The following is a 14,003-nucleotide window of genomic DNA, read 5'->3' as shown; positions in this document are numbered from 1 at the left end:
GAGACAGCCCCTGCACCTTGTGACTGCTCGAAGTACTTGAACTGCGTCAACTACGCCCGGCTGTACGGGTCTTCGGCCAGCCGCACCAGCATCTTGCCGACGTTTCCGCCGGCCAGCAGGGCGAGCAGGGTCTCCGCCGCGCTGTCGAGGCCGTTCGTCACCGTCTCGCGGGCCGTCACGCGGCCGGAGCGCAGCCAGTCGGCGACGCGGCTCTCGAACTCCGCCCGCAGATCCTCGTGGTCGCGGATGATGAAGCCGCGCAGGGTCAGCCGCTTGAGGACCGCCTGGATCAGCTGGTTGATGTCGGCGGAGCGCCGCTCGCCGCCGAACTGCGACATCATGCCGCACAGCGCGACGCGGCCGTCCGTCCGCAGCGCGTGCAGAGCCGCGGCGAGCTGTTCGCCGCCGACGTTGTCGAAGTAGACGTCGATGCCGTCGGGCGCCAGCCGGGTCAGGGCGTCGCGCACCGGCCCGGCGCGGTAGTCGGCTGCGTCGTCGTAGCCGAACTCCCGCACCAGCAGGGCACACTTGTCCGGTCCTCCGGCCGTCCCGACGACGCGCTCGGCGCCAAGCAGCCTGGCGAACTGTCCGGCGGCGCTGCCCACGGCCCCGGCCGCCGCCGACACGAAGACGGTGTCGCCGGGGCGTACCTCGGCGATCCGCGCGAGCCCGACGTAGGCGGTGAATCCGGTCTGTCCGAGCAGTCCCAACCACGTGGTCAGCGGCGCGAGTCCGGGGTCGATACGGCCCGCCGCGTCGGTGTCGGCGGGCGCCAGGACAGCCCACTCGCGCCAGCCGAGCTGGTGGCGTAGGAACGTGCCCGGCGGCACCGAGGGGCAGCGGCTCTCCTCCACGACGCCGAGGGCCCGGCCGTCGAGCGGTGATCCAGGCGTGAAGTTGTGCGTGTAGTGCTTCTCGGTGCGCTCCAGCCGGCCGCGCATCGAGGGGTCGACGCTCATATAGAGGTTGCGGACCAGGAGTTGGCCCTCGCCGAGCCGCGGAAGCGGGTGCTCCCGGACGGCGAAGTCGCCGGGGGCGGGCTCCCCCTCGGGGCGGCGCACCAGACAGACCACCCGGGTGGTACGGGGTGGCACGGGCTCACTCCTCCGGCTGCCGGACGCCGCGCCGCTGGGCGAGGCGGCCCACCCAGCCGGCCATCTGGAGGTCGGCGTGGCGCAGCTCACCCGACTGCCAGCGGGCCTGGAAGTCGAAGATCCCCCGCACGCCGGTCTTGGGGTCGGTCACCTCCACCAGCCCGTCCTCCGTGAGCCGGTACACGTGCCCGGTCAGCGGATGCGTCACTTGTTTGGGACTCACGGCTCACTCCTGCGGTCTGCGGCGAACGCCGCGTTTGGTCACGGTCACCGGGCCCTCGACCCGGAGCCGGCAGGCGAGCCGGGTCAGGCCGTCCACCGGCTTGCGCAGGGCCTCGATCCCCTCACGCTCCAGCGGGCCCACGGGCGAGCAGTTCTCGGCGCCCTCCTCGACCTCCACGAAGCAGGTACGGCAGGTCGCTCTGCCGCCGCAGACGGTGGGCCAGCGGTAGCCGAGCCGCTGGGCGGCGCTGAACAGGTCCTCGCCGTCGCGCACCGCCAGCTCGGCACCGGAGGGTCTGACCTCGACCCGGTGGGTCACGGTCACTTGTTCATCCACTGGTCGAGCGTCTGGTTGAAGTGGCGGATGCGGCTCTCCTGGTAGTTGGCCAGGGTGATGCCGGGCTTGCGCATGGTCTTCAGCCCCTGCTGGACGTACGGCAGGTTCTCGCAGTCCTGGTCGAAGACGGGCCCCAGCACGCCGAGTTCGGGGATGTCGGCGAAGAGCATGTCCTCCGGCACCCAGCGGATCGCGGCCGGGGGAGGCACCTCGCCGGGCTGCTTGGGGGCCGACATGAAGATGATCTCGGCGATGCAGGAGTCGGGGTCGAGGCCGTTGGGCCGGAACCGGTAGATGATGTTGGACTTGGCCCCGCCCCACGGGTTGAAGTTGGGAAACAGCAGATAGTTGATGGCGTCCAGCAGCTCGGTGTCGGCCGTGTCCGAGTAGTCCTGGGCCGAGGTGGCCGCCAACTGCTCGCGCATCCGCTCGGCGAGGACCTGACGGGCGGTCCCGCCGGCCGGTATCCCGGGCAGCTCGCCCTCGGGCATCACCAGGTCCCGGCCCTGGGCCGCCGCGTAGAACGCGCGTGAGTCGTAGAAGCTCTCCAGTACGTCCTCCTCCGTGACCGAGTCGGCCACGTGGGGGCTGGGCGCGCCCTGGATGTTGATCATGCGGTTCCAGTGGGGCTGGTCCGCCATGACGTCGTACTGGGAGTTGGCGTCCGCGAGCCAGGGCAGCATCTGCGGGTGCGTGGCGATCACGTGGAAGGACTCGATGAACGCGTCCTGGGTGATCTTCCAGTTGCACGGCAGCACCTTGGCGATGTGCAGGGACTTGTAGCGGTCCTGCAGCGGCCAGATGTAGTAGTCGTCGAAGGTGCCGCGGTAGCTCTCGAAGGACTCCGCGTAGGGGTCCATGTTGATGAAGACGAAGCCGCGCCAGGTGGCCACCTTGGCCTCGGGGAGTGCGTACTTCTCCGGCTCGACATGGGGGAAGTCCCAGGCGCACGGCGGGGTCTGCATGGTCCCGTCGAGGTTCCAGGCGAAGCCGTGGAACGGGCAGCGGAACTCGCCGACGTTGCCTCCGCCGGTGCGCAGTTTGCGCCCGCGGTGCAGGCAGGCGTTGACGTATGCCCGGATCTCGTCCGGCGCCGTGCGCACGATGATCAGTGAGTCGTCGCCGATCTCGTAGATCTCGTGGTCGCCGACCTCGGGGATCTCGCTCTCCAGGCAGGCGAACTGCCAGACCCGGCGCCACACCTGCCGCATCTCGCGCTCGGCCCAGTCGCGGGAGGTGAAGCGGGTGGTGTCGATGTCCTCGCTGCCGAGGTAGTCGTTGTTGACGTGCCGCAGCGCGGCGGGAACCGGTCGGCTGTCCCGGTCGAGGTAGTCCTGGACGCTGGGCCCGGGGCATCGGGCCGTGCCCAACTCCGATGTTTCGTCCATCATCTCTCCTCAGCCAGAAACTTTAGAGTGAGTGTAGTTAGCAGATGCGGCTGGGAGCAATACTCGCTGCCCCGACCGGGTTCCCAAGAGCCCGATTTCACGCAGAACAGCACAGCCCACCGCGAATTCATTGCGCACAACCCCTCCCCAAGTCCGACAGCGCGTGCCACACTCCGTCGCACCCGAGGCTGTAGAGCCTCACAAGTTTCTACGCCTTCGGGGCAGTGGCCGGCCATCCCGGTCCGCCTGCCCCGGCCGCAGCGCCGCCCGACTTTCCCGGCGGCCCGCGTCGTACCCCACGACGGCGCTCCCCCAGCAGGCCCCATCACCTGAGCGTGCCGTCCCGGCCCGGGCGGCACGGGACCCGCCTGTTCGAGACCGGCCACCGCGGACGCGGCAGCGTCGCGGGCCGCGCCGACGCAGGCACCACACCACGGGAGCACTCAACGATGAGTTCCAGACCCGGACGCGCGGTCCGCCGCGCGCTGACCGCGATCGTCCCCGTCACCGCCCTGTTCGCCCTGGCGGCGTGCGGCAGCCAAGCGACCACGGGCGCCGACACCGCCAAGGCGGCGGCCTCGGGCTCCCCCGGCCTCACCGCGGCCAGGGAGGCCCTGGCGAAGTACTCGAAGCGCCCGGACAAGATCCCGGTCACCGAACCGGTGGGCAAGAAGATCCCCGCCGGCAAGAAGATCGACTTCATCCTGTGCGGGGTGCAGTCCTGCAAGGACCTCGCCGACTTCTTCACGGAGGGCGCCAAGCAGCTCGGCTGGCAGGTCCAGCAGATCCCGACCCAGGGCACGCCGGAGTCCGTCCAGGCCGCCTACGAACAGGTGGTGCGCGACAAGCCGGACGCCGTCGTCGCCTCCGGATTCCCGCGCGCCGTCTACGGCAAGCAGCTGGCGCAGCTGAAGGCGGCCGGCATCCCGGTCATCCAGTCGAACGCCGACGACGTGGTGGGCGACGGAATCTCGCTGCTGAAGAACGGGCCGAAGGACGTCGCCGTCCAGGGCGAGATGCTCGCCTCGTGGGTGGTGTCCGACAGCGGCGCCAAGGCCGACACCGTCTACTTCGACCTGCCCGCCTACACCATCCTCAAGCCGGTCAAGGACGAGTTCGCCGCCAAGTACAAGGAGTGGTGCACGGGCTGCGCGCTGGACACCGTCGACGTGCCGATCACCTCCGTCGGCAAGGACATGCCGGACCGCGTCGTCTCCTACGTCCGCTCGCACCCGAAGGTGACCCACATCGTCTTCTCGCTGGGCCTGCTCAACGTGGGCGTCCCGGCCGCGCTGAAGACCGCCGGCGTCACCGGCAAGCACATCGCCGTGAACGTCGGCGACGCGCAGAACTACCAGTACATCAAGAGCGGTCTGAGCGACGGAGCGATGGCACTGAACTCGCACGAGACCGCCTGGCTCCAGGTCGACGCGCTGGCCCGCCACTTCACCGGCCAGTCCATGGACGTGGACCAGAAGGCGGTGCTGCCCAACATGCTGATCACCAAGGACAACCTCCCCGCCTCGCTCGGTGACTTCCCTCTCGTGGCGGACTACCAGGCGCAGTTCGAGGCGCTGTGGGGCTCGAACTGACCGACGCGGCCCCCGCCGCCGGCCACGCGCCGGCGGCGGCGCCCATGACGAAGGGAGCAGCGGTGCACGCTGACACGTCACCGGAGGCGACGCGCGGGGCGGCCGGACCGCGCGCCGGGACCGACCGGCCCGTGCTCCGGGTGTCCGGCCTGTCCAAGCGGTTCGGCGGGACCCAGGCACTCGACGACGTCGACCTCGACATCGCCCAGGGCGAGATCCACGCGCTGATCGGGCCCAACGGTTCCGGCAAGTCGACCCTCATCAAGATCCTCGCCGGCTACCACCACGCCGACTCCCGAGCGGTCGCCGAACTCGACGGCGAGCCGTTCGGCCTGGGGCAGATCACCGGTTCGCGGCACGACCGGCTCCGTTTCGTCCACCAGGAACTGGGTCTGGTCGACGAGCTGAGCGCCACGGACAACCTCGCGCTCAGCCGCGGCTTCGCCCGCACGGCCCTCGGAAACATCCGCTGGCCGGAGATGGAACGCCGGACGACGGCCCTGGTCGAGCGGTTCGGCCTCGGCATCGATGTGCGCCGTCCCCTGTCGACAGCCACCCCGGTGCAGCGCGCGGTGGTGGCCATCGCCGCCGCCCTCCAGGGCTGGGAGGGCCGGCGCGGCGTCCTGGTGCTGGACGAGCCGACCGCCGTACTGCCGCCCGGTGAGGTGGCCCGGCTCTTCGACATCGTGCGCGAGATCCGCGACGCCGGGGCCAGTGTCCTGTACGTCTCGCACCGCATGGACGAGATCTTCGCGCTGGCCGACCGGGTCACGGTGATCCGCGGCGGACGCCGGATCGCCACCCGCCGGGTCGCCGAGCTCACGCCCCGGTCGCTGGCGGAGCTGATGGCGGGCGAGGAGATGGAGACCGAGTACCGGCCGCGGGCTCCCTCGGGTCCCGCCGAGACGGTCCTGGAGGTCCGCGACCTGTGGGCCGGCCCGTTGCGCGGCGTGGGCTTCGACCTGGCACGGGGCGAGCGGCTGGGCATCACCGGCCTGGTCGGCTCCGGCCACGAAGCCGTGCCGTACGCGGTGTGCGGGGCGCATCCGGGGCCGGTACGCGGGAAGGTGCGGGTCCCGGAGCGGTCCCGGCATTGGACCGAGGCCAGGGCCGCCGACGGCCTGGGCATCCCGCTCGTCCCCGCGGACCGGGCCGGCGAGGGCGTCATCGGCGACTTCTCCGTCGGGGAGAACCTCACCCTGCCCCTGCTCGACCGCCTCCGCTCCCGAAGCGGACGACTGCGCCGGCGCCGGGAGACCTCGCTCGCCGAGGAGTGGATCCGGCGGGTGGGGGTGCGCTCGACGGGACGCGGCGCGCGGATCACCACCCTCAGCGGCGGCAACCAGCAGAAGGTCGTCATGGCCCGCTGCCTGGCCCAACGGCCGCCGGTACTGGTGCTGTGCGAGCCCACGGCGGGCGTCGACATCGCCACCCGCCTCCAGTTGTACGACCTGATCGAACGGCAGGCCGACGACGGCATGGGGGTGATCGTGTCCTCGTCCGACACCGAGGACCTGCTCGCCCTGTGCACCCGCGTCCTGGTGGTACGGGACGGCCGGATCGTCCGGGAGATCAGCGGCCGGGACATCACCGAACGCGCGCTGCTCCACGCCATGGAAGGAACCGAGTGAGATGACATCATCCCCGATCCGGGCCGCGGAGCTCCGGCCGAGCGGACCGGACGTGCCCGCGGTGCCCCCGGCGGGGCCACTGGGTGCCCTGGGCAGGCGGGCGGTGACCGCCCTGTCCTTCCGCAACATCGGCGCCGTCTACGTGTGGCTGCTGATCGTGGTGCTCTTCTCGGTGTGGGCGCCGGACACGTTCCCCACCTCCGCCACCGTCAAGCAGGTCCTCAACGGCAACGCCGTGGCCGGGCTCGTCGCGCTCAGTGTCGTCCTTCCCCTGGCCGCACGGGTCTTCGACCTGTCGGTCGCCTACACCATGTCGCTGACCAGCGTGCTGACCGCTCATCTCCTGGTCTCCACCGGCCTCGGTCCCGGCGCCGCGATCACCCTGTCGATGACCGCGGCCCTGCTGGTCGGAGTGGTCAACGCAATCGTGGTCGTGGTGCTGCGGGTGGACTCGTTCATCGCCACCCTGGCGACCGGCGCGCTGATCCAGTCCCTGATCACCATGGTCACCAACGACAGCTCCATCACCGGCCTCCAGCTGCTGGCCACCCCGTTCTCGAGCATCGCCCAACTGGACGTCGGCGGCATCACGCTGCCCGTGCTGTATCTGCTCGTCGCCGCGACGGCCATCTGGTTCCTGCTGGAACACACCGCCACCGGACGCCGGTTGTACGCGACCGGCTTCAACTCGGACGCGGCGCGGCTGCAGGGCGTACGCACCGATCGCCTGCGCTTCCTGACCCTGGTGGCGTCCGCGCTGCTGTCCGGTGTCGCCGGGATCGTCTTCGCGTCCTCCGTGGGTTCCGGATCGCCGACCGCGGGCACGCCGTATCTGCTGTCTGCCTACGCGGCGGCCTTCGTCGGCGCGACGCAGCTGCGCGCGGGCCGCTTCAACGCCTGGGGCACGGTGATCGCGGTGCTGCTGCTCGGCACCGGCATCACCGGGCTCGGGCTCGCCACCAGCGCGCAGTGGGCCGCCAGTCTGTTCACCGGCTCGGTCCTGATCGTCGCGCTCGTCCTCACGGGCGGGCGCATCGCCCTGCCGACCGTGCTTCGGCGCCGCAAGCCGCCCCAGCACGGCGCGGATCCCACGACGGACGGCCCGTTGTCCGTCCCGAGCAAGGAGCTGTGACATGAAGGCGGTCCAGTACCACAAGGTGGGTGCCGCGCCCGAGGTCGTCGAGGTCCCTGTGCCCCAACCGGGCCCGGGCCAGGTGCTGTTGAAGGTGACGGCCGCGGGGCTGTGCCACTCGGACCTGGCGGTCATGAGCTGGCCCCAGGAGCAGTTCCCTTACCCGCTGCCGATGACGCTCGGACATGAGGGGGTCGGTACCGTCGCGGCCCTGGGCACCGGGACCACCGGGGTGGCCGAGGGCGACGACGTGGCGGTGTACGGCCCATGGGGCTGTGGCCGCTGCCGCTCGTGTGCGGCGGGCAGGGAGAACCGCTGTGCGCATGCCGCCGGGCTCGGCATCATGCCGCCCGGGCTCGGCTCTCCGGGGGCTCTCGCGGAGTACATGGTGGTGGACTCACCGCGCCATCTGGTGCCACTGAACGGCCTGGACCCGGTCCAGGCGGCGCCGCTCACCGACGCCGGGCTCACCCCGTACCACGCGATCCGCACCTCGCTGCCCAAGCTCGTGCCGGGCAGCACCGCGGTGGTGATCGGCGTCGGTGGCCTGGGCCATCTCGCCGTACAACTCCTGCGTGCCCTCACGCCGGCCCGGGTGGTCGCCCTCGACGTGAGCCGGGAGAAACTGGCACTGGCGCGCGAGGTCGGCGCCCACGAGACGCTGCTCTCCGACGGCGAGGCGGCGGCCGGGGTGCGGAAGCTGACCGGGGGCATCGGGGCCGAGGTGGTGCTGGACTTCGTGGGGGCGGAGGCGACCCTCGCGGTGGCCGCCGCCTCGGTGGCGGTGGCGGGAGACGTGACCGTCGTCGGCATCGGCGGTGGCACCCTCGCGGTCGGCTTCGGCGGCGGCCTGCCGTTCGAGGTGACCGCCTCGGCCCCCTACTGGGGCAGCCGCGGGGAGCTTCTCGACGTGGTCGAACTCGCCCGGCAAGGCGTCGTCTCCTCCCACGTCGAGACCTTCTCGATCGAGGACGCCCCACTGGCGTACGAGCGCCTGCACGCCGGGGAGATCAGCGGCCGCGCGGTGGTACTGCCGCACGGCTGACCGGACCTGGCCTGGTCCCGGCCCCTGTCGTGAGGGGCCGGGACCAAGCCATGTCCCGGCGGTCCTCAGCGGGCGGGTGCCGACGTCGCGGCCGGCCGTCGCGCACCCACCGCCCGCTCCACGCAGCGCCCGAGCACGGTCAGGAACTCCGGTGTCCGCCAGGGCCCCCGGTCCACGCGCCCGGTGTCGGCCAGGCCGAGGTCCTGGACGTCGTACCGGCCGCGGCAGTGGCCGAGGGTGAAGTAGCAGACCTCGCCGAGCCCGTGCCGCTTGAGGTACAGCACGGGGCGGGGCGCCTCGTCGAGCGCGGCCGTGTCACCCTCGGCGAACCCGCGGCACGGTCCCGTGTACTCGGCGTGCAGCAAGATCTCCAGCTCCCCATGCAGCTCGCACACGTACAACTCGTCGGTCACCGTGAACGGTTCGACGCCCTCGACCAGCGGATGGTCCGGCCGGGTCACCCGGATCTCGTACGGCTCGATCGGCGGGTGGGCCAGGAACTGGCTGCCGAGCACCCCGGCCAGCTCGCCGAACAGCCGCGGGGTGGTGAAGACTCGGGGCCCGCCGTCGGTCGACGCCTCGATCACCGAGTTGGTGCCGTGCAGGGCCAGCCAGCGACCGCCCCGCTCGACGAAGCGGGTCAGCGCGGCCCGCTGGGACGGGCGGGGCCGCACGTCGCAGGTGTAGGTCACCAGCAGGTCGGCCGCCTCCAGCGCGGGGAGGCAGTCGTAGTCCTGGTGGACGGTGGTGCGCACGCGAGGGTGTTCGCCCAGCATCTCCAGCAGCCGCAGCCGCGCGTAGTCGAAGTCGTGCCACTTGCCGCCGCAGACCAGTACGGCGTCCAGGCGGCCGGCCGGGCCCGCCACGGCTCAGTACTGGACGCGGGTGAGCAGCCCGCCGTCCACCACGAGGTTGACTCCGACGCAGAAGGAGCCGGTGCGGCCCAGCAGGAACGCCACCGCTGCGGCCACGTCCTCGGCGGTGCCGTAGCGGCCGATCGGCAGCTTGGCGAGGACCTCCTCGTACACCTCCGGGCGGCTGGTGCGGATGGTCTCCCAGGCGCCGCCGGGGAAGTCGATCGGGCCGGGCGAGACGGTGTTGACCCGGATGCCCTTCGGAGCGAGCGCGTGCGCGAGGGCGGAGGCGTGCTGGACCACGGCGGCCTTCAGGGCGGAGTACGAGTTGGCTCCGGCCGGGCGGGCGGTGTCGGAGGCGTTGGTGGTGCCGATGGCCACGACGGCCGCCCGGTCGGAGGCCTCCAGATACGGCAGGGCCGCCTCGACGAGACCCGCGAACGGGACGAGGTCGCCGCGCAGGCTGGCCTCCCACGACTCGGGGCCCTTGACGTTGCCCGCCGAGACGTTGGACACCAGCAGGTCCAGGCCGCTGAGTTCACCGGCCGCCCGCTCCACGAAGCCCGCGAGCGCGGCCGGGTCGGTGACGTCGACCGCCTCGGCGAACACGGTCGCCCCTTCGCCGCGCAGTTCGGCGGCAGCCTTCGCGAGGGCCTCCTCGCCGCGGGCGCACAGCGCGAGGGCGCAGCCCTCGGCGGCCAGGGTGCCCGCGGTCGCCCGTCCGATGCCCCGGCTCGCGCCGGTCACCAGTGCTCTCGCTCCTGTCAGTCCCAGATCCATCGCTGTCACTCCTCAGTGCCTGTGGTGTCGCGTCAGTAGTGCCCGTGGGGGCTGTCGGGGGGGCTGCGTCGGTGCGGGTGGTGTCACACCCGTCGGCGCGTGGTGTCCGTCAGTGCCGGTGTGCCGGTGTGACGGCGGTCAGTTGCCGGACAGTTCGGAGAACGGCACCCGGTCGACCCGTGGTTCGCCCGGCAGTCTCAGCACCCGTTCGCCGATCAGGTTGCGCTGGATCTGGTCGGTGCCGCCGGCCAGCCGGTAGCCGGGGGCGCCGAGGAGGTGTTCCGTCCAGGCGAAGGTGCCCGGCTCGCCGGTGTCGGCGGCGATGCGGGCACCCATGAGCTCGGCGGCCACCTGTCCGGTGCGGGTGAGCAGTTCGGAGGCCATGAGCTTGGTCAGCGATGCCTCGGGGCCCGGCCGTCCGCCGGCCGCGCTCGCCCTCGCGGCGCGTTCCACGGTGGCGGCCCTGAGCGCGCCGCGCACGTACAGGTCGGCGAGGTGCTGGCGTACCAACGGGTCCCCGGTGCGGTGCAGCGAGCGCGCGAGGGCGAGTACGTCGTCGAAGGTGCCGCCCTTGCGCCGGTTCCCGGAGCCGGAGGCGGTGCGCTCGAAGGCGAGGGTGGCATTGGCGACCTCCCAGCCCTGGCCGGGGCGCCCGACGCGCAGCGCGTCGGGGACGCGTACGCCGCTGAGGAAGACCTCGTTGAACGAGGCGCCGCCGCTCATCTGCCGGATGGGACGGATCTCCACTCCCGGGCTGTCCATCGGGACGAGAAAGGCGGTGATGCCGGCCTGTTTGACGACGTCCGGGTCGGTACGGGCGAGCAGCAGGCCGTGGTCGGCGAACTGGGCGCCCGAGGTCCACACCTTCTGGCCGTCGATCACCCAGTGCTCACCGTCCCGGCGGGCGCGGGTGCGCAGTGCGGCGAGGTCGGATCCGGCGCCGGGTTCGCTGAAGAGCTGGCAGGCCAGCAGGTCCGTACGGAGGAAGGCCCGGGCGTGGGTCTCGCGCTGCTCGGGTGTCCCGAACAGGGAGACCGACATGGCGACCAGCCGCACCGTGACGCTGATCAGCTCGGTGGACGGCGGTACGTCGAACGCCGACTCCTCCTCGGCGAAGACGGCGGCGTGGGCGGCGGTCAAGCCAGGGCCGCCGTTCTCCCGTGGAAGGGTGAGGGCCTGGTAGCCGGCGTCGTGCCGGGCTCGCTGGTAGGCGCGACAGCGGTCGAGCAGCCGTCGCTCCTCGTCGTCCGGGAGATTGTGGAAGACGGCGAGATCGGCCGCGCCGTGACCGCTGGTGGCGCCGGCCGGCCGGGGTTCGAGCAGCGTGGCCAGCCACTCCCGGACCTCGCCCCGCCACTCGTCCATGTTCGATTGGGGCATGGTGACCTCCTCGGCACACGGGTCCGGACGGCACCTGCCAGAGGGCACTTACCAGACGGCTGCTTCAGTAACGGCGACTCGGAGCGGAGCACGACACCGGCTCAACAGGGGAAGCGTTCCCGACCCGGGTCAGAGTGTTCCGTACTTTCTTGATAAACGCTACAGTCTTGGCGTCGACTCTCCCCTCTGCCCGGCCGCTGGGCGGACCGGGTCACCACCGGTGGAGCACGGGAGAGAACGAACCGAGGAGCGCCGGAGGTTTCATGTCCCTACAGCCACTCGACCTGCGCGCCCGCGAACTGCCGAACGCGATCGCCCTGGGCGACGACACCGAGAGCCTGTCCTGGTCCCGGCTGGCCGACCAGGTGGCACGTCTCACCGGACGGCTACTGGAGGTCGCGCCGGGCCCGGAGGACCGGGTCGCCGTCCTCGGCGACAACGCCGTGGCCACGATGGTGGCCCACCTCGCCGGACTGCGGGCCGGCGTCGGCACGGTGGCCGCCTCCCGGCAGCTGACCGTCCGCGAGCTGGTCGACCTCCTCACCGACGCGGGCGCGAAGGCGGTGATCAGCGGCCCGGCGGGCGAGTCGGCCGCCCGGCAGGCAGGCGCGGAGCTCGCCCTCCCGGTCGTCGTGCACGGGACGCCCGCCCAGGACGGCGCCATCGACTGGAGCCAGTGGCTCGCCGGGGCGGAACCCGTGCCGATGCCCCACGGCCGCCCGGCCCGCCCCCCGCTCGTCTACACCTCGGGCACCACGGGGCGGGCCCGCGGAACCGAGGTGCGCTGGGTGCGGGCTCCGGTGACGGACAGCGCCGCCTACCTGGAGGCGGTGTCGGCCCGGCCCGGCTTCCCGCCCGGTCCCCATCTCGTGTGCGGCCCGCTCCAGCACAACGGTCCGCTCACCGCGCTGCGTCATCTCGCGGCCGGCCGGCCGGTGATGATCCTCGGCAGATTCGACGCCGAGTCGTTCCTGCACCGCGTGGAGCTGGGGCGGGTCACCTCGACGGTGATGGTGCCGACCCACTTCACCCGGCTCCTCGCCCTGCCCGAGGAGACACGCGCCCGCTACGACGTCTCCAGCCTGATCCAGGTCTCGCACACCGGTTCCGCGTGCCCCCCGGAGGTCAAACGGGCCATGATCGACTGGTTCGGCCCGGTGCTGACCGAGTCCTACGGGGCCAGCGAGGCGGGCACGGTCGCGCGCATCGACAGCACCGAGTGGCTGGCGCATCCCGGCTCGGTGGGGCGCGTGCAGCCGCCCTTCGACGTCCTGGTGACCGGGGACGACGGCAGCCCCCTGCCGGCCGGTGAGCTCGGACTGCTGGCCTTCCGGGCGCCGGAGGGCCGCGGCGTGAGGTATCACGCGGACCCGGAGAAGACCAGGGCCGCGTACGTGGCCCCCGGCGTCTTCACCCTCGGCGACATCGGCTATGTCGACAGGGGCGGCTACATCTTCATCACCGACCGGGCCGCGGACGTCGTGGTCTCCGGCGGGGTGAACCTGTATCCGGCGGAGAGCGAGGCGGTCCTGCGCGAGCATCCGCAGGTCGCCGAGGTCGCGGTCATCGGCGTGCCCGACCCGGACTTCGGCGAGTCGCTGCGGGCCCTGGTCGTGGCGAGTGGCGACAACGGGCCGCGGGACGGGGAACTGGACGCGTTCTGCCGCGAGCGGCTGGCCGCCTACAAGTGCCCCAAGTCGTACGAGGTCGTCCCCGAACTCGTCCGCAACGCCATGGGCAAGCTCGACAAACGGGCGATGCGCCGCCCCTACTGGGACTCCGACCGGACGATCGCCGGGTGAGCCCACCGGCCGTCCGCCCCCGCCTCACAGCCGCCGGCCCACGGCTGCTCCCTCGCCCCAAGGACCCTTCATGACGGAACTTCTGCTCGTCCGGCACGGACTGCCCCTCGGCGGCGTCTTCGACCCGGGGCTGTCACCGGAAGGCGCCGTCCAGGCCGGACTCCTCGCCCCGTGGCTGGCGCACGAAGGCGTCGACGCCCTCTACAGCAGCCCGTTGCGGCGGGCCCGCGAGACGGCGGCGCCGCTCGAACAGCTGACGGGCCTGACCGCCACCGTCCTGGACGACCTGCGCGAGTGGGACACCGACGTCTCGCAGCCCTACACCCCGCCCGAGCAGATCCGTCCCGACGACCCCCGGTCGGTGGCGCTGGCCGAGGGGCGCTACGAGGACTTCGTACCCGACCTGGACTGGGACGCCTTCCGGGCCAGGGCGGTAGGGGCGATGAACACCATGCTGGACGCCCACCCCGGCCGCCGGATCGTCGCCGTGTGCCACGGTGGCATCACCAACACCTATCTGGCGACCGTGCTCCAGATACCGCGGATGTTCTGGTTCCATCCCGGCTACACCTCGGTCAGCAGGGTGCGGCGCATGCCCGGTGGGCGGCTGGTGCTGCACTCCGTGAACGAGACGGCCCACCTGGTCGGGGACCGCGTCGTCGACTCCGTCGGCTGACCTTCACCGCCCCCGTCCGCACCGGCCCCGTCGCGGTCTCCCCTCACCCTCGGCACACCCGGAGAACGCG

The 14,003-nt window shown here is 71.9% G+C and carries 13 protein-coding genes; 6 read left to right on the top strand and 7 right to left on the bottom strand.

What is annotated here, in order from left to right:
• Positions 1-50 precede the first annotated feature (50 nt).
• From ACFWBB_RS04450 to ACFWBB_RS04435, 4 genes are read right to left on the bottom strand one after another with little or no spacing between them, the layout of a single operon-like run.
• Positions 51-1,094: an NADP-dependent oxidoreductase gene (locus ACFWBB_RS04450; protein WP_385266796.1), complete on the bottom strand. Its 1,044-nt coding sequence runs from the start codon at positions 1,092-1,094 to the stop codon at positions 51-53.
• 4 nt (positions 1,095-1,098) lie between these two features.
• The gene (locus ACFWBB_RS04445; protein ID WP_385266793.1) at positions 1,099-1,317 is read right to left on the bottom strand and encodes a transposase; all 219 of its coding nucleotides are present in this window, start codon (positions 1,315-1,317) and stop codon (positions 1,099-1,101) included.
• A 3-nt stretch (positions 1,318-1,320) separates the two neighbouring features.
• Positions 1,321-1,641: a 2Fe-2S iron-sulfur cluster-binding protein gene (locus tag ACFWBB_RS04440; protein ID WP_385266790.1), complete on the bottom strand. Its 321-nt coding sequence runs from the start codon at positions 1,639-1,641 to the stop codon at positions 1,321-1,323.
• Positions 1,638-3,044 (bottom strand): SRPBCC family protein, encoded by a 1,407-nt coding sequence (locus ACFWBB_RS04435; protein WP_385266787.1) that lies wholly within the window; start codon positions 3,042-3,044, stop codon positions 1,638-1,640. Before ACFWBB_RS04435 ends, ACFWBB_RS04440 begins: the two co-directional genes overlap by 4 nt.
• 446 nt (positions 3,045-3,490) lie before the next feature.
• Between ACFWBB_RS04435 and ACFWBB_RS04430 the strand changes: the two genes are divergently transcribed.
• The 4 genes from ACFWBB_RS04430 to ACFWBB_RS04415 all read left to right on the top strand — a co-directional run bounded on the left by ACFWBB_RS04430 (position 3,491) and on the right by ACFWBB_RS04415 (position 8,441).
• Complete coding sequence (locus tag ACFWBB_RS04430; RefSeq protein WP_385266784.1) at positions 3,491-4,633, top strand: substrate-binding domain-containing protein; 1,143 nt, start codon at positions 3,491-3,493, stop codon at positions 4,631-4,633.
• Positions 4,634-4,695: 62 nt separating this feature from the next.
• Positions 4,696-6,264, top strand: a complete 1,569-nt coding sequence (locus ACFWBB_RS04425) for a sugar ABC transporter ATP-binding protein (protein WP_385266781.1) — start codon at positions 4,696-4,698, stop codon at positions 6,262-6,264.
• 1 nt (position 6,265) lies between these two features.
• Positions 6,266-7,396 carry an ABC transporter permease gene (locus ACFWBB_RS04420; RefSeq protein WP_385266778.1) on the top strand — a complete coding sequence of 377 codons (1,131 nt, stop codon included), beginning with the start codon at positions 6,266-6,268 and terminating at the stop codon, positions 7,394-7,396.
• 1 nt (position 7,397) lies between these two features.
• Positions 7,398-8,441, top strand: coding sequence for an NAD(P)-dependent alcohol dehydrogenase (locus tag ACFWBB_RS04415; protein ID WP_385266775.1), 1,044 nt, complete (start codon positions 7,398-7,400; stop codon positions 8,439-8,441).
• A gap of 65 nt (positions 8,442-8,506) precedes the next feature.
• Here the strand turns inward: ACFWBB_RS04415 and ACFWBB_RS04410 are convergent, their stop codons facing one another.
• The 3 genes from ACFWBB_RS04410 to ACFWBB_RS04400 form a co-directional block, all read right to left on the bottom strand.
• Positions 8,507-9,307, bottom strand: coding sequence for a ThuA domain-containing protein (locus ACFWBB_RS04410; RefSeq protein WP_385266772.1), 801 nt, complete (start codon positions 9,305-9,307; stop codon positions 8,507-8,509).
• A gap of 3 nt (positions 9,308-9,310) precedes the next feature.
• Complete coding sequence (locus tag ACFWBB_RS04405) at positions 9,311-10,075, bottom strand: SDR family NAD(P)-dependent oxidoreductase (RefSeq protein ID WP_385266769.1); 765 nt, start codon at positions 10,073-10,075, stop codon at positions 9,311-9,313.
• A 138-nt stretch (positions 10,076-10,213) separates the two neighbouring features.
• Complete coding sequence (locus ACFWBB_RS04400) at positions 10,214-11,455, bottom strand: acyl-CoA dehydrogenase family protein (RefSeq protein WP_385266766.1); 1,242 nt, start codon at positions 11,453-11,455, stop codon at positions 10,214-10,216.
• Between the two features lie 263 nt (positions 11,456-11,718).
• On the opposite strand from ACFWBB_RS04400, the gene ACFWBB_RS04395 reads away from it, so the two are divergent.
• Together ACFWBB_RS04395 and ACFWBB_RS04390 are read left to right on the top strand one after the other, a co-directional pair.
• Complete coding sequence (locus ACFWBB_RS04395) at positions 11,719-13,257, top strand: AMP-binding protein (protein WP_385266763.1); 1,539 nt, start codon at positions 11,719-11,721, stop codon at positions 13,255-13,257.
• A gap of 70 nt (positions 13,258-13,327) precedes the next feature.
• Positions 13,328-13,933, top strand: a complete 606-nt coding sequence (locus tag ACFWBB_RS04390; RefSeq protein ID WP_385266760.1) for a histidine phosphatase family protein — start codon at positions 13,328-13,330, stop codon at positions 13,931-13,933.
• Positions 13,934-14,003: the final 70 nt, after the last annotated feature.

It is taken from the genome of Streptomyces sp. NPDC060000 (assembly GCF_042737375.1).
Taxonomy (GTDB): Bacteria; Actinomycetota; Actinomycetes; order Streptomycetales; family Streptomycetaceae; genus Streptomyces.
This window is presented reverse-complemented; position numbering and strand designations above follow the sequence as displayed.